Below are 25,469 nucleotides of genomic sequence, written 5' to 3' on the forward strand. Positions count from 1 at the left end.
GTTTTTGAGTTTTCTCGGGTGATAGCCAAAGTGTATCGCACTCTGGAGGGCTTCCCAAAATATGTCAGGCTATTTTGCTTTTTTTATCAACAATGCCGGTAAAAAAAGCAGGGGAATGCTGTTTTTTACGGCGTTTACCGCATTTACCCAACTCTGAAATTAACGCAAAGGGCGATTATTCGGCCTGAACTATCTGATGTTTTTTAAGCAATGCGCGCAATTGATGGTACGTCAGCCCCAGTAATTCAGCCGCTTTACGCTGGTTGTATTTCGCCTGTTTCAGGCTTTGTTCTACCAGGATTTTTTCTTGTTCGTTTTGCCAGGCGCGAAGGTCCATCGGCAGGCTCAGGGGTAATTCACCGTGTTGTTGCTTTAATGGCACAGGTTTTCGTGCAAACGGGTCGAGAATGACTTCATCCACCGGCTCGTCGCTGGAACCATGGCGATAAACCGAACGTTCCACCACGTTTTTTAACTCACGGATATTTCCCGGCCAGGCATAATCCAGAAGCGTCGCTTGCGCTTCTTCGGTAAAGCCCGGGAAGAAGGGAAGGCCTAGTTCGCGGCACATGGTGATCGCAAAATGCTCCGCCATCAACATGATATCCGGCTGGCGCTCGCGTAGCGGCGGCAGTTTAACGACATCAAACGCCAGGCGGTCGAGGAGGTCAGCACGGAATTTGCCTTCTTCAGCCAGTTGGGGCAGGTCGGCGTTGGTCGCGCAAACCAGGCGCACATTAACCTGCAAAGGCTGACTGCCGCCCACACGCTCAAGTTCGCCATATTCCACCACACGCAGCAGCTTCTCCTGCACCATCATCGGCGCGGTGGCGAGTTCATCAAGGAAAAGCGTTCCGCCGTCAGCCCGCTCAAAGCGGCCTGGATGGCGTTTTTGCGCCCCGGTAAACGCCCCGGCTTCGTGTCCGAAAAGTTCTGAATCAAGCAGATTATCGTTAAGTGCGGCACAGTTCAGGGAGATAAACGGCCCTTGCCAACGGCGTGAAAGAAAATGCAAACGGTTAGCAATCAACTCCTTGCCGGTACCGCGCTCGCCAATCACTAACACCGGTTTCTCAAGCGGTGCCAGCCGCGAGACTTGTTCCAGCACTTCAAGAAAGCTGTTCGCTTCGCCAATCAGGTTATCTTTACTATCTGCCATGATTAAATTAACCAATAGTTAGTGAATATCACCACTATAAACGTTATGCATAATGAGTCAAATTTAATCATTTTGTTTAAAATCAACGTGATAAAAAGTTGGCACACCCCTTGCAATATTCTTGTCGAGCAAGGTGCCGGGCACCTGAAATAATGACTAAAGAGGATTGAATTATGGGTATTTTTTCTCGTTTTGCCGACATCGTGAATGCCAACATCAACTCACTGCTTGAGAAAGCAGAAGATCCACAGAAGTTGGTGCGCCTGATGATTCAGGAAATGGAAGACACTCTGGTTGAAGTGCGTTCCACCTCGGCTCGTGCGCTGGCAGAAAAGAAACAGCTTTCCCGCCGTGTAGAGCAAGCGACCGCACAGCAAGCCGAATGGCAGGACAAAGCCGAACTGGCGCTGCGTAAAGATAAAGAAGATCTTGCGCGTGCGGCACTGATCGAAAAACAAAAAATGACTGACATGATTGCCACCCTGGAAGATGAAATGGCGCATGTCGATGAAACCCTGGCGCGCATGAAAAAAGAAATTGGTGAGCTTGAGAATAAACTCAGCGAAACCCGCGCGCGCCAGCAGGCACTGACCCTGCGTCACCAGGCTGCTTCCTCTTCACGTGATGTTCGTCGCCAGCTTGATAGCGGCAAAATCGACGAAGCGATGGCGCGTTTTGAATCGTTTGAACGTCGCATCGACCAGATGGAATCAGAAGCGGAAAGCCACGGCTTTGGCAAGCAAAAAAGCCTCGATACAGAGTTTGCTGAACTGAAAGCAGATGATGAAATCAGCGAACAACTGGCTGCACTGAAAGCTAAAATGAACAACCAGGATCGTGGGTAATTAATTACACGGCGGCATGGGTATCATGCTGCCGTTGCCTGACTTGTAAAAGGAGTACACATGAGCGCGCTTTTTCTTGCCATTCCATTAACGATTTTTGTGTTGTTCGTCGCCCCGATCTGGCTGTGGTTGCACTACAACAACCGCGCTGCAAATGGCGGGCAGTTGTCCCAGGGCGAACAACAGCGTTTGGCACAATTGACTGATGAGGCACGCCGTATGCGTGAACGCATTCAGTCGCTGGAGCAGATTCTTGATGCAGAACATCCGAACTGGAGAGACAAATAATGGTGAATTCAATTTCCGGTCGTAAATTATGGCGCATTCCAGAAAAAGGTATGGTGAAAGGTGTGTGTGCGGGTATCGCGCACTACCTTGATGTGCCGGTAAAACTGGTTCGTCTGATTACTGTTTTAGCGATGATTTTTGGCCTGTTTTTCTTTGTTATGGTCGCCTACATCGCACTGACTTTTATCCTTGATCCCATGCCTGCAGGTGCGGAGCAGGGAACACCACAACCGACCAGCCGTGATTTGCTGGACGAAGTGGATGCCGAATTAGCAGCCGGTGAACAGCGTTTACGCTCCATGGAGCGCTACATCACCTCTGATACCTTCACATTGCGTAGTCGCTTCCGCCAGCTTTAACGGCTTGACTGTAAACAAATTTTGTCGGATGACGCTGCGCTTATCCGACCTACTTTCTCCCGGAGATAACATGTCCAAATTCCAGACGGCTGCGAACAAAGCGAAGCCAGGCCTGAAAATCGTTGGCAAATTAGTGTTGCTGACGGCGCTGCGTTATGGCCCTGCAGGCGTCGCGGGTTGGGCAGTTAAATCGGTAGCGCGTCGTCCGCTGAAAATGCTGCTGGCACTGATTCTTGAACCCATGATGGCAAAAGTTTTGCGCAAAGTTTCAGCGCGTTACAGCAGCCCATCAGTGAAGTAACTCTCCATACCTGCCTGTTCCGCTCGTTTTTGAGCGGAACATTCCCATCTCTCTCTTTCCATTCTCCGCCGTTTCATTTTAATTTGCGTTACCTCACAAATATTAATCTTCACTTCCCACTGCGTTGACAGAAAAATAAACCGGGAGTAGTCTCGCTTCTCGTGGTACCGCTCCCATGAGAAAACTAAAAATGCAGAAAATTAAAGAATTGCTGTCATCAATTTATGACAACACGTTAAATAAATCAGTTACAGATACTTTTATTTCGCGGGTAGAGCAGGGCAAGCATGTCAGTATGAAAACCCGCAAGCAAGGTTGGGACGAAAGTGATGTGGTGCTCATTACCTATGCCGATCAATTTCATCATCTGAATGATAAAACCTTAAAAACATTGGGCGACTTTTATAATCAATGGTTGAGTAAGAGTTTTTCACATATACATCTCTTGCCATTTTACCCATGGTCATCAGATGATGGTTTTTCGGTGATTGATTATCATCAGGTTGACCCTGTCTGCGGCAGTTGGGACGATATTGCAAAATTAAATAAATCAACAAAACTCATGTTTGATTTTGTATGCAATCATATATCAGCGAAAAGCACTTGGTTCCAACAATATCTGGAAGGGAATCCCGAACTTGATAATTTCTTTATATCGGTTGATCCAGAATCTGACTTGTCAGCCGTAACACGCCCTCGCGCATTACCACTCTTGTCACCCTTTATTCTGGCAGATGGCACAAAACAACATATCTGGACCACCTTCAGTGACGACCAAATCGACCTTAACTTTGCTAATCCGCAAGTACTGCTGGCAATGGTTGATGTCTTGCTGCACTACCTACATGCAGGGGCAGATTATATTCGCCTCGATGCGGTGGGATATATGTGGAAAACGCCCGGTACCCGTTGTATTCACCTGGAAAAAACACATCAACTCGTTAAACTTTTCCGCGCTATTGTTGATGAAGTCGCACCAGGCACCGTGCTGATTACCGAAACCAACGTTCCGCATAAGGACAATATTTCCTACCTCGGTAACGGCCACGACGAAGCGCATATGGTGTATCAATTCCCGCTGCCGCCGTTGGTTTTGCATGCTATACACAGCGGTTCTGCGAGGGTGTTAAGTCAATGGGCTGCGTCTTTAGAAACCGCTGAAAACAACAATACCACCTGGTTTAACTTCCTTGCTTCTCACGACGGTATCGGCCTCAATCCGTTACGCGGAATTCTGCCTGAAGAAGATATTCTGCACCTGGTCAACGAATTGCAGGAGCAAGGCGCATTAGTTAACTGGAAGAATAACCCGGACGGTACACGTAGCCCGTATGAAGTTAATGTGACTTATATGGATGCGTTAAATCGACGAGATAGCAGTGACAAAGATCGTCTGGCAAGATTTATCCTGGCACACGCTATTTTACTGGCATTCCCCGGTGTCCCGGCAATATACATTCAAAGTATTCTTGGTTCACGTAACGATTATGCAGGTGTTGAACGCCTGGGCTACAACCGGGCTATAAATCGCCAGAAATATGACCTGCATGAAATTGAAAGCCAATTATCAGGTGAAAACGAATTGCGTGAACAGGTCTATAAAAAATTATCGCACCTGATTAATGTTCGCAAAAAACAGGCGGCGTTTCACCCTGGTAGCTCTTTTAATACGCAATGTATTAATGACAACTTGCTTGTGATTAAACGGCATTCGAATAAAGGTGATAACGTCCTGGCGTTATTTAATTTAAGCCATGCGCCGCAGCCCTTTATGCTGCCGGACAATAATTTTGAAGACTTAATCACCGGGCAAAAAATTAACGGAAAGCAATCTTACAACATGCAACCTTATCAGGTGTTATGGCTTAGTTATTAATATAAGGGAATAACCATGAAAACCTCTAAAACGGTGCTGTTATCAGCACTAATAGCCGCTGCTTTGCTCTCAGGATGTAAACAAGATGATCCTCAACAGGTCACGATAGAATTTATGCATTCGTCGGTTGAGCAGGAACGCCAGGCCGTTATCAGCAAATTAATCGAGCGTTTCAGCCAGGAAAATCCACAAATCATCGTCAAGCAAGTTCCGGTTGAAGAGGACGCTTACAACACCAAGGTCATTACGCTTGCGCGCTCCGGGGCGTTACCAGAAGTGATTGAAGTGAGCCATGATTACGCCAAAGTCATGGATAAAGAACAGCTTATTGACAGGGACGCGGTGAAAATGGTCATCGCAGGTGTCGGGGAAAACAGTTTCTATGACGGTGTGCTGCGCGTAGTGCGCACCGAAGATGCCACGGCGTTTACTGGTGTGCCAATTAGCGCATGGTTAGGTGGCGTCTGGTATCGCAAATCAGCCCTGGCGAAAGCGGGAATCGCGGAGCCAAAAAACTGGACCGAATTGCTTAATGCCGCACGCAGCATGACCAACACGGCGAATAAAAAATATGGCATTGCGCTGCCTACCGCTGAAAGCGTGATGACCGAACAAACCTTCTCGCAGTTTGCACTCTCCAACGGGGCGAACGTCTTTGATGCTGCGGGGAAAGTCACGGTTAACTCCCCGGAAATGCTCGCTTCACTCAATTACTACCGGGATCTGGCGCACTACACCATGCCGGGTTCCAACGATGTCATGGAAATTAAAGATGCCTTTATGAATGGCACCGCACCTATGGCCGTCTATTCCACCTACATCCTGCCTGCTTTCTATAAAGATGGTTCGCCGCAGGATTTGGGCTTTGTCGTGCCAACGGAAAAATCCCCGGCGGTGTACGGCATGCTCACTTCTCTGACCATCACCTCTGGCCAAAGCAAAGAAGAGACGGAAGCGGCCGAGAAATTCGTCTCCTTCATGGAAAAAGCGCAGAACTCTGCCGATTGGGTATTGATGTCACCGGGAGCGGCGCTGCCTGTCACCAAAGCGGTGGTCGAAACCGATAGCTACAAAAATAACGACGTGATCAAAGCCTTTGGCTCACTCCCGTATGAACTGATTGCGCAGTTCTCTAACGTGCAGGTCTTTGGTTCAGTGGGTGAGAAGAACTTTACCCGTATGGGGGATATCACCGGTTCGGCCATTTTAAGTGAGATGGTGAACCAGGTGACGGTGGGCAAGCAGGCCACGGCGCAAGCGTTGGATAAAAGCCAGCAGCGCATCGTTGAATTAATGAAACAACACTGATCCACAGGATAAGTCATTATGAAGAAGTGGTTTTCTGGCCGCTCTGACATGCCATTCGCCATGATGCTCCTCGCACCCAGCTTGCTGTTGCTGGGTGGTCTGGTTGCCTGGCCGATGCTGTCGAACATCGAAATAAGTTTTCTGCGTTTACCGTTGAATCCGAACATTAATGCCCGGTTTATCGGAGTAGAAAACTACATCAATATCCTGACGGATTCCGCTTTCTGGCAATCGTTATGGACCACGTTCTGGTACACCGCACTGGTGGTGCTCGGCAGCACCGGTCTGGGACTTGGCGTGGCGCTGTTTTTCAACCGTGAATTTCGTCTGCGCAAAACGGCGCGTTCGCTGGTGATTCTTTCCTACGTCACACCGTCTATTTCGTTGGTGTTCGCCTGGAAATACATGTTCAACAGCGGCTACGGCATTGTGAACTACCTCGGTGTGGACATGCTTCACCTGTTTAACGAAGCGCCTCTGTGGTTCGATAACCCCGGTAGCAGCTTTTTCCTGGTGGTGCTGTTCGCCATCTGGCGCTACTTCCCGTATGCCTTTATCTCTTTTCTTGCCATTTTGCAGACCATCGACAAATCGCTATATGAAGCAGCAGAAATGGACGGTGCTAACGGCTGGCAGAAATTCAAAATTGTTACGCTGCCCGCGATTATGCCGGTGCTGGCAACCGTGGTCACGCTGCGCACCATCTGGATGTTCTATATGTTCGCCGATGTCTGGTTGTTAACCACCAAAGTCAACATTCTGGGTGTCTATCTCTACAAAACAGCCTTTGCCTTTAATGACTTAGGTAAGGCGGCTGCAATTTCCGTGGTGCTGTTCGTCATCATATTCGCCGTCATCTTGCTGACCAGAAAACGGGTAAATCTTAAATGACTGCTAATAACCGCAAACTGCTCGGGCGTGTGGGCTTTTACATCGGGCTGGCTCTGTTCCTGCTGGTCACACTGTTCCCGTTCTTTGTCATGTTGATGACGTCGTTCAAAAGCTCGCAGGATGCGATTTCGCTGCATCCAACTATCTTCCCGCAGGCGTGGACACTGCAACATTACATCGACATTTTTAATCCGCTCATTTTCCCGTTTTTGACCTATTTCAAAAACAGTCTGGTGGTGTCGTTAACGTCCTCCGCCATTGCGGTGCTGATTGGCATTCTTGGCGCGTATGCACTTTCTAAACTGCGCTTTAAAGGGCGCATGACCATCAATGCCAGTTTCTATGCGGTGTATATGTTTTCGGGAATTTTGCTGGTGGTGCCGCTATTCAAAATCATTACCGCCCTGGGAATTTATGACACCGAACTGGCGTTGATCATCACCATGGTGACGCAAACGCTGCCAACTGCCGTGTTTATGTTGAAAAGTTACTTCGACACCATTCCTGACGAAATCGAAGAAGCGGCAATGATGGACGGCTTAAACCGCCTGCAAATCATCTTTTACATCACGGTGCCGTTGGCGATATCCGGCCTGGTTTCGGTGTTTGTCTACTGCTTTATGGTGGCGTGGAACGACTATCTGTTTGCCTCTATTTTCCTCTCCAGTTCTGAAAACTTCACATTGCCAGTGGGCCTGAGCACGCTGTTCAGTACGCCTGATTATGTGTGGGGAAGAATGATGGCCGCCTCATTAGTGACCGCATTACCGGTGGTGGTGATGTATGCGTTATCGGAACGGTTTATCAAAAGCGGCCTGACTGCAGGCGGCGTAAAAGGTTAAACACCCAATAATTTAAATATCGGAGTTGAGCAATGAAGAAGTTAATCGCAAGCGCACCGCGCGTAGCCCAGTTAGTTGAGTATGAAGATCGCCCGGTACAGGCGCATGAAGTCAAAATTAAAGTCGCGTTTGGCGCACCAAAACACGGTACCGAAGTCGTGGATTTTCGCGGTGCCAGCCCGTTCATTGATGAGGAGTTCAACAGTGAGTGGAACCTGTTTGTCCCACGTGCTGAAGGGGCGGCTCGCGGCATCGAGTTTGGTAAATTTCAGCTCGGTAATATGGTGGTAGGTGAGGTGATAGAACGTGGTTCTGATGTTACCGACTACCAAATCGGCGACCAGGTTTGTACTTATGGCCCATTGCAGGAAACGGTCATTGCGAATGCCGTAAACAACTATAAATTGCGCAAAATGCCCGCGGGTTCGAGCTGGAAAAATGCCGTCTGCTACGACCCTGCACAGTTCGCCATGAGCGGCGTGCGTGACGGTAATGTTCGCGTAGGGGATTTTGTCGTGGTGGTGGGCCTCGGCGCCATTGGTCAGATTGCTGTCCAGTTGGCGAAGAAAGCGGGTGCCTCAATTGTCATTGGTGTCGATCCTATTGCGCATCGCTGCGAAATCGCCACACGCCACGGCGCAGATTTTTGCCTCAACCCGATAGGTACCGACGTCGGACTTGAAATCAAGAAAATCACCAACAAACTGGGCGCGGATGTGATTATCGAAACCAGCGGTAATGACCAGGCGCTGCAAGGTGCTCTGCGCGGCATCGCCTACGGCGGCACCATCTCTTACGTCGCTTTCGCCAAACCTTTCCATGACTTCAATCTCGGCCGCGAAGCACACTTCAACAACGCAAAAATCGTCTTTTCACGCGGCAGCAGCGAGCCAAATCCGGACTACCCACGTTGGGATCGCAAACGTATCGAAGAAACCTGCTGGGAACTGCTGATGAACGGCTATCTCAATTGCGAAGACCTGATTGACCCGGTCGTCACCTTCCACGACAGCGCGGAAAGCTACATGAAGTACGTCGATCAACACCCTGACCTGAGCATCAAAATGGGCGTTTTATTTTAATTTAAAAGGACTTAAATCATGAAAATCGGTACTCAAAATCAGGCGTTTTTCCCGACAGATATTCTGGAAAAGTTTAAATATATTAAAGCCATGGGCTTCGACGGCTTTGAAATCGACGGCAAGCTATTGGTGGAAAACGTTCAGGCGGTCAAAGCCGCAATTGCTGAAACCGGTCTACCCGTGACCACGGCTTGTGGCGGCTACGATGGCTGGGTTGGTGATTTTATTGAAGAACGCCGCCTTAACGGGCTGCAACAGATCGCCCGCATTCTGGAAGCGTTGGCAGAAGTTGGCGGCAAGGGGATTGTGGTTCCTGCGGCGTGGGGCATGTTTACCTATCGTTTGCCGCCGATGAACTCACCGCGCAGTCAGGCGGGTGACCGTAAAGCCGTGAGTGATTCTCTGCGTTATCTGGATGAAGTTGCCGCGCGTACCGGCACAAAGGTGTACCTCGAACCGCTCAACCGTTATCAGGATCATATGATCAATACCCTGGCGGATGCGCGCTCTTATATCGAAGAAAACCAACTCAAACATACGCAAATCATCGGCGACTTCTATCACATGAATATTGAAGAAGACGATATCAGCCTGGCGTTCCATACAAACCGCGATTTGTTGGGCCATGTGCATATTGCCGACAATCACCGCTACCAGCCGGGAAGCGGCAGCATCGATTTCCATAAACACTTCGAGCAGCTTCGCGCCGATGGCTATGACGGATACATCGTCTACGAAGGCCGCATTCGTGCGGAAAATCCGGCAGCGGCATATCAGCAATCGCTGCAATTTTTGCGTACCTGTTAAGAGGCAACGTGAGATGAGTCGAAAACTCAGGGTGGCGATTATCGGTGGCGGCCAGGTCGCAGAAACCGTACATGCGTCGTATTACCTGACCCGAAGCGAACTGGAACTGGTGGCTGTCGTCGACAGCAATATCGAGCGAGCGCAGTCCCTGGCAAATCGCCTGGGGGTTGCACATGCATTCGCAGATGCGGATGAAATGTATCGCCAGTGCCAGCCGGATATCATCAGTGTGTGTACACCGAACCGTTTTCACCATCAGCATGTTATGCAGGCGCTGGAAAACGGCTGCCATGTGATGTGTGAAAAACCGCCAGCGATGACGCCGGAAGAGGCCGCTGAAATGCGCGACGCCGCGCGTAAAACCGGGAAAGTGCTGGCTTACGATTTCCACCACCGTTTTGCCAGCGACACGCAGTTTTTACGAGAACAAGTGGTCGCCGGTACGCTGGGTGAAATTTATGTCACCACCGCAAAAGCGTTGCGCCGTTGTGGTGTGCCCGGCTGGGGCGCGTTTACCAACAAAGAGTTGCAGGGCGGCGGGCCGTTAATTGATATCGGCATTCATATGCTTGATGCGGCCATGTACGTGCTGGGATTCCCGGCGGTGAAGCGCGTTTATGCTCATTCATTCCAGAAACTCGGCACGCTCAAACATAGCGGGCAATTTGGTGAGTGGGACCCGAAAACCTACACCGTTGAAGACGCGCTGTTTGCCACTATTGAGTTCCGCAACGGGGGTATCTTGCGACTGGAAACCTCGTTCGCACTGAATATAGAACCGGTGTCGGTGATGAACGTTGAGTTCTGCGGCGTGAATGCAGGTGCAACGCTGTTCCCGGCACATATCTATCAGGATGAAGCGGGTAAGTTAGTGACGTTGTCACAACGTGAAAGTGCAGACACTGAACGCCACTTCAAAAGTATGCGTGCCTTTGTTGATCATGTGCTTGGCGCACCGGTCAGCATCGCGGATGCAGAACAAGGGTATCTTATTCAGCAACTGGTCGCGGCCATTTATCGCGCAGCAGAATCAGGAGAGAGCATAGATTTATGAGCACTCTCACAAGGCTTCAGGAGCCGCAATTTAGCCCCCATACGCTGAATAAATTTGCCACTTTAATGACGGCGGGTAACGGCTATCTTGGCCTACGCGCCTGTCATGAAGAAGCGTATACCGATCAGACTCGCGGCATGTATCTGGCGGGCTTTTACCATCGCAGCTCGCCACTTGAAACGACGGAACTGGTGAACTTGCCAGACATCCTGCAGATGCGCATCGAACTGGATGGTGAAATCTTCACGCTGTTGGCAGGCCAAGTCATGGAATACCAGCGCGAGCTGGATTTTGCCACCGGAGAGCTGCGCCGCAACGTGCTGTGGCTGGCCCCAAACGGCAAGCGTTATCGAATCGAATGCCAGCGGTTTTTATCTGCCGCGCAGCACTCGCTGGTTTGTTCACGCATCGCCATTACACCGCTGGATAGCGAAGCTACAGTCACAATCAGCACCGGAATCGATGCCACGCAAACCAACTCTGGCCGCCAACACCTGGATGAAACCAGCGTTCGCGTCTTCGAGCAGCGTTACTTGCAAGGCTGCTATCGCACGCTCGATGGCAGCAACGAAGTGATTATCAGCAGTTATTGCGCGCTACCATCTGAAAGTCACAGCAGTTTTTATGCGAAAAACCGCCGTCTGACACAGCACTGTAGCGGCCTGGTCGCCCAGGGTGAGGCTTTCAGCCTGGTGAAAACTAGCTGGATTGCCAGCTCGCTTGATAAAAACTATCGCGCTGAAACCTGCGCGGAACACGCACTGCAAAACCTGATGCAATGCGTTGAATGCGGGTACGAACAGCTTCTTGCGCAGTCAGCTCAGGTCTGGGATGGCTACTGGCAGCGTAGTCGCGTGAAGCTCGAGAGCATGAATGAAGAAGATCAAATCGCGCTGGATTTCGCGTTGTACCATCTTTTCGCCATGACGCCCGTTCACAACGAGCGCTGTAGCATTGCCGCCAAAGGGCTGACGGGCGAGGGCTATAAAGGCCATGTTTTCTGGGATACCGAAGTTTTCCTGCTGCCATTTCATTTAATGACTCAGCCACATATTGCCCGCCAGTTACTGAGTTACCGTTGGCATAACTTGCGTGGTGGGCAGAAAAAAGCACGGGAAAACGGCTGGCGAGGCGCGCTATTCCCGTGGGAGAGCGCGTGGACGGGTGAAGAGGAAACACCTGAGTTTGCTGCAATCAATATCCGCACGGGTTTGCGCCAGAAGGTTGCTTCGGCGCTGGCGGAACACCATCTTGTCGCTGATATTGCCTGGGCTGTTGATGCGTATTATCAGGTAACTGCCGACGAAGTTTTCATGCGCGAACGCGGAGTGACGCTGCTTCTGGAAACCGCACGATTCTGGATAAGCCGGGCGGTGAACGTGAATGGAAGGCTGGAACTGCACGATGTTATCGGCCCGGATGAATACACCGAGCATGTTGATAACAACGCGTACACCAATTATCTGGCATTCCACAACGTCGAGCGGGCAAGGCACTATGTGCAGCAATTCGGCATTCAGGACGCTGCATTTGCCAGTGCCGCGGATGATTTTCTGGTACGCCTTTGGCTACCACCTGCCAATGAGCAGAACCTGATTGAGCAAGACGACACCTTCTTCAGTAAACCGACTATCGATCTCACGCGTTACAAACAGCAGCAGGGAACGCAGGCGATTTTGCTCGATTATTCACGCGCTGAAGTTAACGAGATGCAAATCCTCAAACAGGCTGATGTGGTGATGCTCACTTACATGTTGCCGTGGCGTTTTACGGCTGAACAACTGGAGGCGAATCTTGGGTACTACGAACCACGGACGATTCACGACTCGTCACTGAGCAAAGCTATTCATGGTGTGATTGCCGCACGTTGTCACCGAGTCAATCAAGCTTACGAATTTTGGCAGCAGGCAGGCCTTATTGACCTCGGCGACGATCCGCACAGCTGTGACGACGGCATTCATGCGGCCGCAACGGGCGCAATCTGGCTGGGCGCGGTGCAAGGGTTTGTTGGGTTAACCGTCGAACAGGGCGAACTTCACCTAAACCCACGAATGCCCGCGCAGTGGCAATCTGTCGCGCTGCCGTTTTTCTGGCAAGGAACACAAATTCATCTGATGTTAACTCACCAGCACGTCACAATTTCTGGCGCGCAAAATACACCGCTAACCCTTTGGTTAGGTGGAAAGCACGTCTCATTTGTTGGTACACAAACGTTTTTACTGGCTGAGTTTTTTGCACCTGTGAATGGGAGCGGTACCACGAAAGGGGCGGAACAATGAAACCTCAGGCGGTTATCTTTGATTTAGATGGCGTGGTGACGGACACCGCCCATCTGCATTTCCTCGCCTGGCAACGTATCGCTCATGAGATAGGTATTGCGATTGACGAGCAGATAAACGAGCAGCTTAAAGGCATCAGTCGCATGGGTTCTCTGGAGAGAATCTTGCGTTGCGGTGGGGCAGAACATCGCTACAGCGCGCAGGATAAACATCGCCTGGCGGAGCGCAAAAATGCGTTCTACGTCACCTCCCTTCAGCAATTGAATCCGAAGTCGGTGTTGCCTGGCATTGCGGCATTGCTCGAAGAACTTCATCGGCAGCATGTGCGCGTTGGTCTGGCGTCGGTTTCGCTAAATGCTCCACGCATTCTTGAGGCGCTCGGTTTAGTCGAGCAATTTGATTTCTGTGCCGATGCCAGCCGAATTCAGCGCTCAAAACCCGATCCCGAAATTTTCATCGCCGCCTGTGCGGGGCTGGGTGTTGCACCCGCTAACTGCATCGGAATCGAGGATGCTCAGGCAGGAATCGAAGCGATTAACGCAAGCGGCATGCTTTCAGTAGGAATTGGTGCGCAGCTCTTAAACGCTGATTTATTGCTGCCAGATACCGCGCAACTGAACTGGCCGCTTCTGCAAACATTCTGGCTAACCCAACATAGCGTGAACGCTGTGTGAGAAAAGGAACACGTGATGGCACAACTCTCGTTGAAGCACATTCAGAAAATTTATAATAACCATGTTCATGTGGTGAAAGATTTCACTCTCGAAATCGAAGACAAAGAATTTATCGTCTTTGTGGGACCTTCTGGCTGCGGAAAATCCACAACTTTACGCATGATTGCCGGGCTTGAGGAGATTAGCGGCGGCGAGCTGCTGATTGACGGCGTATGCATGAACGATGTTCCTGCAAAATCGCGCGGTATCGCCATGGTGTTCCAAAACTACGCGCTATACCCGCATATGTCGGTCTACGACAACATGGCATTTGGCCTGAAAATGCAGAAACTGGATGCCAAAATAATTGATGAACGCGTGCAGTGGGCAGCTTCAATTCTGGGGTTGAAAACCTATCTGGACCGCAAACCGGCGGCACTTTCCGGCGGGCAGCGCCAGCGTGTCGCGTTGGGGCGCGCCATTGTGCGCGAAGCGGGCGTGTTCCTGATGGATGAACCGCTCTCAAACCTCGATGCCAGACTGCGCGTACAAATGCGTGCAGAAATTAGCAAACTGCATCAAAAGCTGAACACCACCATGATTTACGTCACTCATGATCAAACCGAAGCCATGACTATGGCGACGCGTATCGTGATTATGAAAGACGGTATTATTCAGCAGGTCGGGGCGCCGAAAACCGTTTATAACCATCCCGCCAATATGTTTGTTGCCGGTTTTATTGGTTCTCCATCCATGAATTTCATCCGTGGAACGCTGGATAACGGCCATTTTGTTACCGAAACGCTGAAACTTGCGATACCCGAAGATAAATATGCGGCATTAAAGCTCGCGGACTACCAGCATAAACCGGTGATATTAGGGATTCGTCCGGAAGATATTTTGCCTTCACCAAAAGAAGCGGGTGTGGACGCTCATATTACGGTTGCCGAACTCACCGGAGCTGAATTTATGTTATATGCCACAGTGGGCGGGCATGAATTAACGCTACGAGCCAATTCAGATGTTGATTATCGGGCAGCGCAAAATATAAAAATTACCTTTGATATGAATAAAAGTCATTTTTTTGACGCTGAAACCGAATGCGCCATTAAGTAAACAAATAATACTGTACCCTGCCGGGAAGTCATTCCCGGTTTCTTAGTTGTTTTTGACAAGGAAATCAAATGAAAAAGATAATTCAATGCGCAGCGCTTATCGCCTGTGCCGGGCCTCTTTATGTTCATTCCGCAGAAACTGATGCATGGCATTACAATATAGGTGCCATGTATGAAATAGAAAATGTTGAAGGGCAGGCGGATGATAAAGACGGGCTTTATGAGCCATCGGTCTATTTCAATGCCAGCTACGGGGCGTGGACTATCTCGATGACGATGTATCAGGAAGGTTCTGCTGACTATAGTAATTTCACGCGTGGCACTTATTTCAATCGTCCTGAATTAGATATTCGCTATCAGATTGTTGATAATGATGCATGGTCATTGGGTTTCACCGGGGGGCTTCGTAATTACGGTTATCACTTTAAAAATGATGACGGATCTAATAACGGAACTGCTAATACCCAACGTTATAAATTCCAGCCTGACTGGAATGTGAATATCAACAATGACTGGAGCTTTAGCGGTTGGTTAGCCTACTATCGTTTTGATAACGATCTTGACCAAACCGGGTACTCTGATAGCCGCGTTGAAACGGAAACTGGATTTACCTGGAAAATCAATGAAACCGTTTCTGTGCGTACTAACTATTATTTGGAACGTGGATTTAACACCGAAAGCGATAAAAATAACGGTGAGTTCTCAACGCAGGAAATACGCGCTTATCTGCCGATTACTTTAGGGAATACCACCTTAACGCCTTACACCCGACTGGGGCTGGATCGCTGGACAAACTGGGACTGGTCTGAAGATATTTATCGCGAAGACCACGACTATAACCGCCTGGGTCTGCTCTATGCTTACGATTTCCAGAACGGCCTGTCAATGACGCTGGAATATGCCTACGAGTGGGAAAACCATGACGAAGGTGAGAACGATACATTCCATTACGCTGGCATTGGTGTGAATTACGCATTCTGAGTTGTAAGCAATTCAACTGGCGGGTGGTAATCCCGCCAATTGCTCTAGCATGGTAAACCTAATTCACCCGCCTCATTTAGATCAAGCAATAGAGTCTGTCAAAGATATTGTTGTTGGGATGATTGTTCTGCCCGGAGCTGCTTTCCCTGTTATTTTATCAAACAACAAGGCACTGCCTGCGGTACCTAATTCAAGCGTAGGCACTTCGATTCCACCGGGCGGCGGGGAAAGTAAAAAACTGAGCATGTCATTGCTATAACCCACAACAGATAATTGCTCGGGTATTTTGATTCCTTTATCTTGCGCGATACGGTAGATGCTCATTAGCTTCAGGCTATCTGTGGCAAATATTGCTTCTGGGATATTCTCCCCGCTTAACAATTTCTGCGTGGCTTCAAGCGCTGTTTCATTGGTATAACCACCATCGACGATCCATTCATCAGGCAGGTTAATATTTTGCTGATGCAGGCAATCTTTAAACCCTGCAAGGCGATCGACCGAGACATGATAATCGAGCGGGGCATGCAGACAGGCAATCTTACGATGCCCTTTATTGAGCAGCGTTTGTGTCAGCGCGATACTGTCGTGGTAATTATCGGTGTCGACTGAACAAACATGCTTGAATTCACCGTCAACTTTACCAATGACAACCACCGGAATAGCGTATTGATCTAACTCTTCAAAAAATGATTCATCGGTCGGTGAACTGAGCATAATTATGCCCTTAATCATTTTCTGTTTGATTTTACTGACGCACTTTTGCAGGTCTTCTTTACTATTTTTGGAGGTTTGCAAAATGACGTCAAAACCTTCCAGTTCTGCGCGAGCCGTAATTGCGTGCAACACTTCAGAGAAAAAGGGATTTCCCGCCGTGGTTTTGGTTGAGCGCGTGGAGATCACCATAATCGCATCAAAGCCAGAAGACGTTAGCCCTCGGGCTAATTTATTCGGCTGATAATTTAACTCTTCAATCGCTTTTAAAACACGTTCGAGCGCTTCCGGGGAAATATTGGTCTGCTTATTGAGCACGCGCGATACGGTGGATTTGGAAACATTCGCCAAACGGGCAATATCATAAATGGTGGGCGACATGACTGAACCGGTCCTGTTCTGCGCCAAAAGATAACGCATATTACTGAACACGTAACGGGCTGTCTATTGGCGATGCGTCAGTGTAAATAGGTGTAAAATGATTCTATGTCCTTTGATTTATCACCATTTACCCCCATAACCTTTCTCATTAAAGTCACAGACGGGTGCTGCCAGGACGCATATGAACAGAATCAAGAATGAACTGAATGCCCTGATGAACCGGGGCGTAGACCGGCATTTACGCCTTGCCGTAACGGGTTTAAGCCGCAGCGGTAAGACGGCTTTTATCACCGCGATGGTGAATCAATTATTGAGCGTGCATAACGGTGCACGTTTGCCGTTACTGAACGCGGTGCGCGAAGAGCGCCTGCTGGGCGTAAAACGTGTGCCGCAGCGCGATTTAGGCATTCAGCGTTTTACCTATGATGAAGGACTGGCGCAGCTTTATGGCTCGCCGCCGAGTTGGCCGACGCCGACGCGTGGGGTGAGCGAAATGCGCCTGGCGCTGCGTTATCGCTCTAACGATTCGCTGCTGCGCCACTTTAAAGACACCTCGACGCTGTATCTGGAAATTGTCGATTACCCTGGCGAGTGGCTGCTGGACTTGCCGATGCTGGCGCAAAATTACCTCACCTGGTCGCGCCAGATGACCAGTTTATTGACGGGCGATCGCGGCGAGTGGTCAGCACAGTGGCGTAAATTGTGTGAAGGGTTAGACCCGCTCGCGCCTGCCGATGAAAACCGACTGGCAGAAATATCCGAAGCCTGGACGGATTACCTGCTGCGTTGCAAGCGTGAAGGTTTGCACTTTATCCAGCCGGGGCGTTTTGTTCTGCCCGGTGATATGGCGGGAGCACCCGCGCTGCAATTCTTCCCGTGGCCGGATGTGGACGCCATCGGCGAGTCAAAACTTGCTCAGGCAGATAAAACCACCAACATCGGTATGCTGCGCACGCGCTTTGATTACTACTGCGACAAAGTGGTGAAGGGGTTCTATAAGAACCATTTCCTTAAATTTGATCGCCAGATTGTGCTGGTGGATTGCCTGCAACCGCTCAACAGCGGCCCGCAGGCATTTAACGACATGCGTCTGGCGCTAACACAACTGATGCAAAGTTTCCATTACGGCCAGCGCACGCTATTCCGCCGCCTGTTTTCACCGGTTATCGACAAACTGTTATTCGCCGCCACTAAGGCTGACCACGTGACCGTTGACCAACACGCCAACATGGTCGCGCTGCTTCAACAACTGGTGCAGGACGCCTGGCAAAATGCCGCGTTCGAAGGTATCGACATGGATTGCATGGGGCTTGCATCGGTGCAGGCGACGCAAAGCGGCCTGGTCGATGTGCGCGGAGAACAAATCCCGGCGTTACGCGGCAATCGTTTAAGTGATGGCGAGCCGTTAACGGTTTATCCCGGCGAAGTGCCTGCGCGTTTACCGGGCAGCGCATTCTGGGAAAAACAGGGTTTTCAGTTTGAACAGTTCCGCCCACAGGTGATGGATGTGGACAGGCCGATGCCGCACATTCGCATGGATGCGGCGCTGGAGTTTTTAATCGGGGATAAATTGCGATGAACGAACCATTAAAACCGCGTATCGATTTTGCGCAACCGCTGGATGTGGAAAAAGCCGATACCTACAAAGCGCCGCATGCTTTTAGCGAGCCAGAGGCCGAAAAATTTACGCCTGCGCTCAATACCTTAGATGACGTTGAAGACAATGGACAGGCGGAAGCCGTCATTGAAGCGGCGTTGCGCCCAAAACGTAGCCTGTGGCGGCGCATGGTGCAGGTTGGGCTTGGACTGTTTGGGATAAGCGTCGTGGCGCAAGGCATCCAATGGACGCACAACGCTTATGTTACGCAGGACTGGATTGCCCTCGGCGGCGGCATTGCTGGCGGGCTGATTATTGCCGCCGGGGTCGGTTCTGTGGCTACGGAGTGGCGGCGTTTATGGCGCTTGCGCCAGCGTGCAGAAGAACGAGATGAAGCCCGTGAATTAATGCACAGCCATGGCATGGGTAAGGGGAAAGCCTTCTGCGAAAAGCTGGCTCGTCAGGCCGGGCTGGATCAGGGTCATCCGGCGCTGCAACGCTGGTACGCCGCGATTCACGAAACACAAAACGACCGCGAAGTGGTGGAGCTGTATGCCCGGTTAGTTCAGCCGGTGCTGGATAACCAGGCGCGTAGGGAGATCAGCCGTTCTGCCGCTGAGTCCACGCTGATGATTGCCGTAAGTCCATTGGCTATGGTGGATATGGCGTTTATTGCCTGGCGAAATTTGCGTCTGATTAACCGTATTGCCACGGTGTATGGCATTGAACTGGGCTACTACAGCCGTATTCGGCTATTCCGTCTGGTGTTGTTAAACATCGCTTTTGCCGGTGCCAGCGAACTGGTGCGCGAAGTGGGGATGGACTGGATAGGCCAGGATCTCGCCGCAAGGCTTTCAACACGGGCAGCGCAAGGGATTGGCGCAGGTTTGCTGACCGCCCGTTTAGGGATTAAAGCGATGGAACTTTGCCGCCCATTGCCCTGGATTGAGAATGATAAGCCGCGTTTAGGTGATTTCCGTAAGCAGTTACTCGAGCAATTAAAGGAGACAATCAGTAAACGCCCGGCGTAAATCCGCAAGCCCCCTGATGAAAATATTCAATATCGGTCGGTGAGTTCTCAGTTTTAAAGCGTCGGGTTCCTAAAATGGAAGGAATTTCATCCGGAGGGAACCATGAAGCCTGAAAACAAAGTGCGCGTGCTGGAAAGGATCTCGCCGAAGATGAGCGAGATCCTGGCATTTCAACAGGCGCATCCGCAGCCCGCCGTAGCTTCAAATGATTTTCCCGCGCAGCGGCAAGCCTACGATGAAGAGCGTCGTTACTGGAATGAGGGTGGCCCGCAGCTAATTAGCTGCCAGGATATTACCGTGCCGACCCCGCGGGGCGAAACTCACACCCGGATTTACACCGCGCAGCAATGCTCACCCGCGACACTCTTCTATCTGCACGGCGGCGGGTTTATTTTGGGCAATCTCGATACCCACGACAGGATCATGCGTCTGCTTTCGGACTATACCGGCTGCAACGTGATCGGCATCGATTATCCTCTTTCCCCGGAAGCTAAATTCCCGCAGGCCATCGAAGACATCGTGTCCGTGTGCCAGTTCTATTCTCACCACGCCGAAAATTTTGCAGTAAATATGAAACAAATTGGTCTGGCGGGGGATTCTGCCGGGGCCATGCTGGCGCTGGCGTCTGCGCTTTGGCTCCGTGATAAACATATCCAGTGCGGTCAGGTGAAAGGGCTTTTGCTGTGGTACGGACTTTATGGTTTGCAGGATTCCGCTAGCAGACGCTTATACGGTGGCAGTTGGGATGGACTGAGCCAGGAGGATTTAGCCTTTTATGAAACGGCTTATCTCAACGATGCCAGCGAGCGTGAATCGCCGTATTACTGCCTGTTTAACAACAATCTGAGTGATGCCGTCCCGCCGTGTTTTATCGCCACGGCCGAGTTCGATCCGCTGATTGATGACAGCGTGGCGCTCTACCAGACACTACAAGAACATGGGCAGGATTGCCGCTACCAAATGTATCCTGGGACGCTGCACGCTTTTTTGCATTACTCACGCATGATGGATATTGCCGATGAGGCGCTGCGCGATGGCGCGCGCTATTTTCGTCAGCAGTTGTGCGGGAACTGAATTTTTAGTTTGTCTTTTAGGGAGTCTGTATGAGTGAGAAATGTATTGATAAGCCGTTGTATTTAATCATCGCCGATTGGGTCATGGCGCAAAATCGCTGGGTCAGCGCCAAAGAAATTGCGGGTGAATTTAATATCGAGCACTGCAAAGCCATTAATACGGTGTCGTATATTCTGGCGGATGTGGGGGAAATTGAGTGTGAAACCAAAACCATGCCTAATCAGCTTGAGGGCCGAGGATGTCAGTGCCAGCGATTATTGAAGATCAGTAATATTGATAAGCAGTTGTACGCCCGGTTAGAAGCTGCAAACGAGGAAAAAGAGACTTTCCGCTCCGCCACACCACGTCTGGCGTCAGTGCCGCCGGGCGAGCTTAATCGCGAGCAGAAGTGGCAGTGGATGTTGTCGAAAACCCAGCGCAGGTGAGGAGGGTGATGTGGGGTGGATTGGCGTTCTCGCTTATCCACCCCACATTTGTTTTCACAAATGCTTCGGCCTCACGTCGGTCGTGCCGCGTAATCTGGGGCGGTTAACTTCAACCTCACACAACGGCTCAGTTTGATGAAGCGAGAGGTGGCAGCGGGCAGCCAGGTCCTGGTACTCTTGGGTATTGAGCTGTTTCCAGTGAAGTTCTTCATCTGTCACCGCACGAAGAAAGCGAGCGGGGCTGCCGACCAGCATTTGCCTCGGTGTGCCGATAAACCCAGCTTTAACAAAACTCATCGCCGCAACAATACTCTCTTCGCCAATCACCGCGCCATCCATCACCACGCTATTCATGCCGATCAGCGCATCACGTCCTACAATGCAACCATGCAAAATTGCGCCATGGCCGATATGTCCGCATTCATGCACGATGGTGTCAGTATCGCAGTAACCATGCATGATGCAGCTATCCTGAATGTTGGCTCCGGCCTCGATAATCAGGCGGCCATAGTCGCCACGTAGTGAAGCATGCGGGCCGATGTAAACCCGAGCGCCGATGATCACATCCCCAATGATCACCGCCGTTGGATGGACCCAGGCGGTAGGGTGTACAACGGGCGTTAGCCCTTCGAACGAGTAATAACTCATTATGTTCTCCATCGTGAAAACGCTCCGGGCTGTCCGGAGCGTTGCCGGTTATCTACCTTTCCAAAGCGGTTCGCGTTTCTCGGCAAACGCCTGCGGCCCTTCGAGCGCATCTTCGGAATGCAGCACGCCCGGATAATGCTTAAGTGCGCCGCTACGCATCAGGCGATAACCGGACTCAATCGGCAATTCGCGGGTGGCGCGATAAATTTCTTTCAGGGCGGCAATGGCAAGCGGCGCGCTGGAGACAATTTGTGCCGCCAGTTCCCTGGCGCATGTCATTAACGCATCCGGACTGACCACGCGATTGACGATCCCCCAGTGCAGCGCTTCTGTTGCATCCATGCGTCTGCCAGTCATCACCATTTCGTTGACGAGGGCAGGCGGTAAGATTTTCGGTAAACGCAGCACGCCGCCGCTATCAGGTACGATGCCTAACTTCGCTTCAGGCAGCGCAAAGCTGGCGTTGTCAGAACAGATAATCATGTCTGCTGCCAACGCCAGCTCGAACCCGCCACCAAATGCGTAGCCGTTGACGGCGGCAATCACCGGTTTATCCAGGTTGAAGATTTCCGTCAGCCCGGCAAAACCGCCGGGACCAAAATCGGCATCCGGTGCTTCACCTTCGGCGGCGGATTTCAGATCCCAACCGGCGGAGAAAAATCGCTCACCGGCTCCGGTAATAATCGCGACACGTAATGAAGCGTCGTCACGGAATTGCAGAAAAGCTTCGCCCATTTTGATGCTGGTAGCGGCGTCAATGGCATTGGCTTTTGGCCGATTGAGGACTATCTCCAGGACCGGGCCGTTACGGGTAATCTCTAGTGCATCGTTCATTGTGTTATTCCTTTTCACTGGATGACTGAAGCTGTTTTTTAATCACTTTTCCCGAGCAGTTGCGCGGTAAATCCTGACGGATCTCCACAAAAGAGGGGACTTTGAATTTCGCCATGCTCGATTCGCAATAACTGAAAAATTCGTGCTGGCTGAAGCTTTCCCCTTCGTGGAGAACGATAAAGGCCTTAATCGCCTGGTCGCGGATGACATCGGGAATGCCGATCACCGCCACGTCCTGAACTTTGGGATGCGAGGAGATAATGTTTTCGATTTCGCTACAGGAGATGTTTTCCCCGCCGCGTTTGATCATGTTGCTACTGCGATCGACGAAATAGAAAAAGCTCTCTTCGTCCTGATAACCGCAATCGCCGGTATGTAACCAGCCGTCGTGGTACGCCTGGGCGGTGGCTTCTGGCTGATGGTAATACTCTTTAAACAGCGTTTTCCCCGGCACGCCTTTAATGCAGATTTCGCCAATTTCCCCCGCCGGAACGACATCGTTATGGCTATTGCGGATTTGTGCCTCGTAGCCAAAACCCGTGCGGCCGATAGAGGGCCAGCGGCGCTTGTCTCCGGGGCGGTCGCCAATTATCCCAACGATGGTTTCCGTCATACCGTAAGAGGTCAGTAGCCGTACTCCAAAGCGGGTAATAAAGGCTTCTTTTTCTTCGACGGCTAGATTGAGATAGAACAAAACTTCACGCAGATGATGCTGGTTTTCGCCAGCGGCGGGCGGCTGGGCCAGTAGGGTTCTGATCATCATGGGGATACATTCGGTGACCGTGGCCTGGTATTTCAGGATCTGGCTCCAGAAGGCGCGGGCGCTGTATTTTTCTAACAGCACGAAAGTGGCTCCTGCGCTGAAGGCCGCCATGGCTGCCGTACACTGGCAATCGATATGAAACGCGGGCATCACGGTGAGATACACATCATCGCTGCGCAAAGCGCACTGCCAGGCGGTGTAATAACCTGCGAAGCGCAAATTGTAGTGGGTAATGACCACCCCTTTCGGGCGCGACGTGGTGCCGGAGGTAAACAGAATTTCGGCCGTGTCATCCACACTCAGCTCCACGAGAGTGGAAAGCTCAGGTGACTGCCGCTGTCTGAGTTGCGAAAAATCGAGCGTCGTCGCGCCCGTGAGGTTTTCCTGGTCCGAAATCAGAAGAATACCTTCAAGCGAGGTGCTATTTTCGCGCAGGATTTGCTGGTACATCGGAGAAAAATTGTCGGTGGTGACCACCATCCGCGCCTGGCAGTTTTGAACCAACCAGGTGCTTTCCTCGGCTAAAAAACGTGCGTTGATCGGCACCATAATCGCCCCAATTTTCGCCAGCCCAAACCAGCAAAAAATAAACTCCGGGCAGTTGTCCAGATGCAGTGCGATCTTGTCGCCTTTTTTCACACCCAGTTCGAGGAAAAGGTTAGCGGTACGGTTAATTTCCTCATTCAGCGTACAGTAGCTAAATTGCCGGACTACACCCCTTGCAGACTCGAAAATGAGTGCGGTTTTGTTGCCGTTTAACTCGGCCAAATCGTCCCACATTTGCCGCAAGTTTTGTCCATCTGGAAGATCCATTTAACGCTTATCCCACCCTGACACGCCGATGGCTCAAACGGCTGAAATACCCGTTTGAGCTAATCAGACGCTATTCCTGAGTTTTAGCCAGTCCCTTTTCGACCAGCCCCCTGATATCGGCTTCGCTGTAACCCATGCTTTGCAGAATATCGGCAGTATCCATGCCATGAGTGGGCATACTTCGCCAAATCTTTCCGGGGTGATTTTTGAACTTCGGCATCACATTCGGACCTTTGCAGGTATTGCCGTCGAGGGTTTGCCATTCGGTGATGGATTCGCGGGCGATATACTGCGGGTTGGTTTCCAGCTCAGGAATGGTCAACACTTTGGCGCTGGCGATGTTCAGCTGCGCCAGACGTGCCAGCGCCTGCTCGATGGTGAGCGTTCCCAGCCAGGCGTCCAGCTTCTCTTCAACCAGAGGGCCATAGGGGCATTCCACGCGGTGAATCAACTGCGTTCCTTCCGGGATTTCCGGCGTCCCGAGCAGGTGCGCAAGTCCGATATCGGAGAAGATCTCCTGAATCTGCGTGATGCCGACGATTTCCATCACAATGTAACCGTCGCTACAGGTATACAACCCACAGCCCGCGTAGTACGGATCTTTGCCTTTGGTCATTCGCGGGCAAACTTCAGCGCCGTTGAAATAATCCATCATGAAATACTGGCCCATGCGCAGCATGACTTCGTACATCGCAATATCAATACTTTCGCCTTTCCCCGTCAGGCGTGATTTGTAGAGCGCGGCAAGCGCCGAGGTGGTGGCCGTCATGCCGGAAAAATAATCTGCGGTGTATGGGAAGGCCGGCATCGGCTGGTCTTTATCGCCGTTCTGAATCAGATAACCGCTGAATGCCTGAGCAATGGTGTTGTAGGCGGGCAGGTTGGTGTACTGCGGGTCGCCGTATTGCCCAAAGCCGGATAAATGCGCAATCACCAGGCGCGGATTGTGCTGCCACAATAATTCGTCAGTGATGCCCCGGCGGGCAAACGCCGGACCTTTGCTGGCTTCAATGAAAATATCCGTGGTTTCCATCAGCTTCAGAAAGGCTTCACGACCTTCATCCTTGAAAATATTGAGCGAAAGGGCGCGCAAATTCCGGCGTGAAAGTTGCGGATAATGCGGTTGAACACGAATGGTATCGGCCCAGGCGACGTTCTCTATCCAGATAACCTCTGCGCCCCATTCAGCAAACATCTGTCCGGCAAACGGCCCGGCAATTTCAATTCCGGAAAAAACAACCCGCAGCCCGGACAACGGGCCAAACTCGGGCATGGGTAAATGAGTGGCCATCATGTGATTCCTTATCATGTGTGGGGAGCCTAACCCTCTCCCAAACGGGAGAGGGATGGGG

General features: G+C 51.0%; 25 protein-coding genes. 19 read left to right on the forward strand and 6 right to left on the reverse strand.

Features of this window, described 5'->3' with window-relative positions:
* Nucleotides 1–175: 175 nt before the first annotated feature.
* Entirely contained in the window at nucleotides 176–1,174 is a 999-nt protein-coding gene (gene pspF / locus DY231_RS11495; RefSeq protein WP_115628473.1) for a phage shock protein operon transcriptional activator, read from the reverse strand.
* A gap of 158 nt (nucleotides 1,175–1,332) precedes the next feature.
* Between pspF and pspA the strand changes: the two genes are divergently transcribed.
* The 15 genes from pspA (at nucleotide 1,333) to DY231_RS11570 (ending at nucleotide 15,840) form a co-directional block, all read left to right on the forward strand.
* Nucleotides 1,333–2,004 (forward strand): phage shock protein PspA, encoded by a 672-nt coding sequence (pspA, locus tag DY231_RS11500; protein ID WP_115628474.1) that lies wholly within the window; start codon nucleotides 1,333–1,335, stop codon nucleotides 2,002–2,004.
* A 60-nt stretch (nucleotides 2,005–2,064) separates the two neighbouring features.
* A complete protein-coding gene (gene pspB / locus DY231_RS11505) occupies nucleotides 2,065–2,292 on the forward strand; it encodes an envelope stress response membrane protein PspB (RefSeq protein WP_034495605.1) in 228 nt (75 codons plus the stop codon).
* Nucleotides 2,292–2,651 carry an envelope stress response membrane protein PspC gene (gene pspC, locus DY231_RS11510; RefSeq protein WP_115628475.1) on the forward strand — a complete coding sequence of 120 codons (360 nt, stop codon included), beginning with the start codon at nucleotides 2,292–2,294 and terminating at the stop codon, nucleotides 2,649–2,651. The genes pspB and pspC overlap by 1 nt, the downstream gene beginning before the upstream one ends.
* 70 nt (nucleotides 2,652–2,721) lie before the next feature.
* Complete coding sequence (gene pspD / locus DY231_RS11515) at nucleotides 2,722–2,952, forward strand: phage shock protein PspD (RefSeq protein WP_115628476.1); 231 nt, start codon at nucleotides 2,722–2,724, stop codon at nucleotides 2,950–2,952.
* 175 nt (nucleotides 2,953–3,127) lie between these two features.
* The gene (locus DY231_RS11520; RefSeq protein WP_256682662.1) at nucleotides 3,128–4,828 is read left to right on the forward strand and encodes a sugar phosphorylase; all 1,701 of its coding nucleotides are present in this window, start codon (nucleotides 3,128–3,130) and stop codon (nucleotides 4,826–4,828) included.
* Nucleotides 4,829–4,843: 15 nt separating this feature from the next.
* Nucleotides 4,844–6,136 carry an ABC transporter substrate-binding protein gene (locus DY231_RS11525; RefSeq protein ID WP_115628478.1) on the forward strand — a complete coding sequence of 431 codons (1,293 nt, stop codon included), beginning with the start codon at nucleotides 4,844–4,846 and terminating at the stop codon, nucleotides 6,134–6,136.
* A gap of 18 nt (nucleotides 6,137–6,154) precedes the next feature.
* A complete protein-coding gene (locus DY231_RS11530) occupies nucleotides 6,155–7,027 on the forward strand; it encodes a carbohydrate ABC transporter permease (protein ID WP_115628479.1) in 873 nt (290 codons plus the stop codon).
* A complete protein-coding gene (locus DY231_RS11535; RefSeq protein ID WP_115628480.1) occupies nucleotides 7,024–7,869 on the forward strand; it encodes a carbohydrate ABC transporter permease in 846 nt (281 codons plus the stop codon). The genes DY231_RS11530 and DY231_RS11535 overlap by 4 nt, the downstream gene beginning before the upstream one ends.
* 32 nt (nucleotides 7,870–7,901) lie before the next feature.
* Complete coding sequence (ycjQ, locus tag DY231_RS11540) at nucleotides 7,902–8,951, forward strand: D-guloside 3-dehydrogenase (RefSeq protein WP_115628481.1); 1,050 nt, start codon at nucleotides 7,902–7,904, stop codon at nucleotides 8,949–8,951.
* Nucleotides 8,952–8,969: 18 nt separating this feature from the next.
* Nucleotides 8,970–9,758, forward strand: a complete 789-nt coding sequence (ycjR, locus tag DY231_RS11545; protein WP_115628482.1) for a 3-dehydro-D-guloside 4-epimerase — start codon at nucleotides 8,970–8,972, stop codon at nucleotides 9,756–9,758.
* Between the two features lie 13 nt (nucleotides 9,759–9,771).
* Nucleotides 9,772–10,812 (forward strand): D-glucoside 3-dehydrogenase, encoded by a 1,041-nt coding sequence (gene ycjS / locus DY231_RS11550; RefSeq protein ID WP_115628483.1) that lies wholly within the window; start codon nucleotides 9,772–9,774, stop codon nucleotides 10,810–10,812.
* The gene (locus DY231_RS11555; protein ID WP_115628484.1) at nucleotides 10,809–13,091 is read left to right on the forward strand and encodes a glycoside hydrolase family 65 protein; all 2,283 of its coding nucleotides are present in this window, start codon (nucleotides 10,809–10,811) and stop codon (nucleotides 13,089–13,091) included. Before ycjS ends, DY231_RS11555 begins: the two co-directional genes overlap by 4 nt.
* Nucleotides 13,088–13,765 (forward strand): beta-phosphoglucomutase, encoded by a 678-nt coding sequence (pgmB, locus tag DY231_RS11560; protein ID WP_115628485.1) that lies wholly within the window; start codon nucleotides 13,088–13,090, stop codon nucleotides 13,763–13,765. The genes DY231_RS11555 and pgmB overlap by 4 nt, the downstream gene beginning before the upstream one ends.
* Nucleotides 13,766–13,780: 15 nt before the next feature.
* Nucleotides 13,781–14,860: an ABC transporter ATP-binding protein gene (locus DY231_RS11565; RefSeq protein ID WP_115628486.1), complete on the forward strand. Its 1,080-nt coding sequence runs from the start codon at nucleotides 13,781–13,783 to the stop codon at nucleotides 14,858–14,860.
* Between the two features lie 68 nt (nucleotides 14,861–14,928).
* Complete coding sequence (locus tag DY231_RS11570) at nucleotides 14,929–15,840, forward strand: OmpG family monomeric porin (RefSeq protein WP_115628487.1); 912 nt, start codon at nucleotides 14,929–14,931, stop codon at nucleotides 15,838–15,840.
* 81 nt (nucleotides 15,841–15,921) lie between these two features.
* Here DY231_RS11570 and DY231_RS11575 read toward each other — a convergent pair whose 3' ends face one another.
* Nucleotides 15,922–16,932: a LacI family DNA-binding transcriptional regulator gene (locus tag DY231_RS11575; RefSeq protein WP_115628488.1), complete on the reverse strand. Its 1,011-nt coding sequence runs from the start codon at nucleotides 16,930–16,932 to the stop codon at nucleotides 15,922–15,924.
* Between the two features lie 181 nt (nucleotides 16,933–17,113).
* Here DY231_RS11575 and DY231_RS11580 point away from each other — a divergent pair, with 181 nt between their 5' ends.
* The 4 genes from DY231_RS11580 (at nucleotide 17,114) to caiF (ending at nucleotide 21,059) form a co-directional block, all read left to right on the forward strand.
* Entirely contained in the window at nucleotides 17,114–18,511 is a 1,398-nt protein-coding gene (locus DY231_RS11580) for a YcjX family GTP-binding protein (protein ID WP_115628489.1), read from the forward strand.
* A complete protein-coding gene (locus tag DY231_RS11585) occupies nucleotides 18,508–19,560 on the forward strand; it encodes a YcjF family protein (RefSeq protein ID WP_115628490.1) in 1,053 nt (350 codons plus the stop codon). Before DY231_RS11580 ends, DY231_RS11585 begins: the two co-directional genes overlap by 4 nt.
* A gap of 102 nt (nucleotides 19,561–19,662) precedes the next feature.
* Nucleotides 19,663–20,634 (forward strand): acetyl esterase, encoded by a 972-nt coding sequence (gene aes / locus DY231_RS11590; protein WP_115628491.1) that lies wholly within the window; start codon nucleotides 19,663–19,665, stop codon nucleotides 20,632–20,634.
* A gap of 29 nt (nucleotides 20,635–20,663) precedes the next feature.
* The gene (caiF, locus tag DY231_RS11595; protein ID WP_115628492.1) at nucleotides 20,664–21,059 is read left to right on the forward strand and encodes a carnitine metabolism transcriptional regulator CaiF; all 396 of its coding nucleotides are present in this window, start codon (nucleotides 20,664–20,666) and stop codon (nucleotides 21,057–21,059) included.
* 54 nt (nucleotides 21,060–21,113) lie between these two features.
* Here the strand turns inward: caiF and caiE are convergent, their stop codons facing one another.
* The 4 genes from caiE to caiB form a co-directional block, all read right to left on the reverse strand.
* Nucleotides 21,114–21,707 carry a carnitine operon protein CaiE gene (gene caiE, locus DY231_RS11600; protein WP_115628493.1) on the reverse strand — a complete coding sequence of 198 codons (594 nt, stop codon included), beginning with the start codon at nucleotides 21,705–21,707 and terminating at the stop codon, nucleotides 21,114–21,116.
* Between the two features lie 48 nt (nucleotides 21,708–21,755).
* Nucleotides 21,756–22,541 carry a crotonobetainyl-CoA hydratase gene (gene caiD / locus DY231_RS11605; protein WP_115628494.1) on the reverse strand — a complete coding sequence of 262 codons (786 nt, stop codon included), beginning with the start codon at nucleotides 22,539–22,541 and terminating at the stop codon, nucleotides 21,756–21,758.
* Nucleotides 22,542–22,545: 4 nt separating this feature from the next.
* Nucleotides 22,546–24,117, reverse strand: coding sequence for a crotonobetaine/carnitine-CoA ligase (gene caiC, locus DY231_RS11610; RefSeq protein ID WP_115628495.1), 1,572 nt, complete (start codon nucleotides 24,115–24,117; stop codon nucleotides 22,546–22,548).
* Nucleotides 24,118–24,187: 70 nt separating this feature from the next.
* Nucleotides 24,188–25,408, reverse strand: coding sequence for an L-carnitine CoA-transferase (gene caiB / locus DY231_RS11615; protein ID WP_115628496.1), 1,221 nt, complete (start codon nucleotides 25,406–25,408; stop codon nucleotides 24,188–24,190).
* Between the last annotated feature and the right edge of the window lie 61 nt (nucleotides 25,409–25,469).

This window comes from Buttiauxella agrestis, from assembly GCF_900446255.1.
Taxonomy (GTDB): domain Bacteria; phylum Pseudomonadota; class Gammaproteobacteria; order Enterobacterales; family Enterobacteriaceae; genus Buttiauxella; species Buttiauxella agrestis.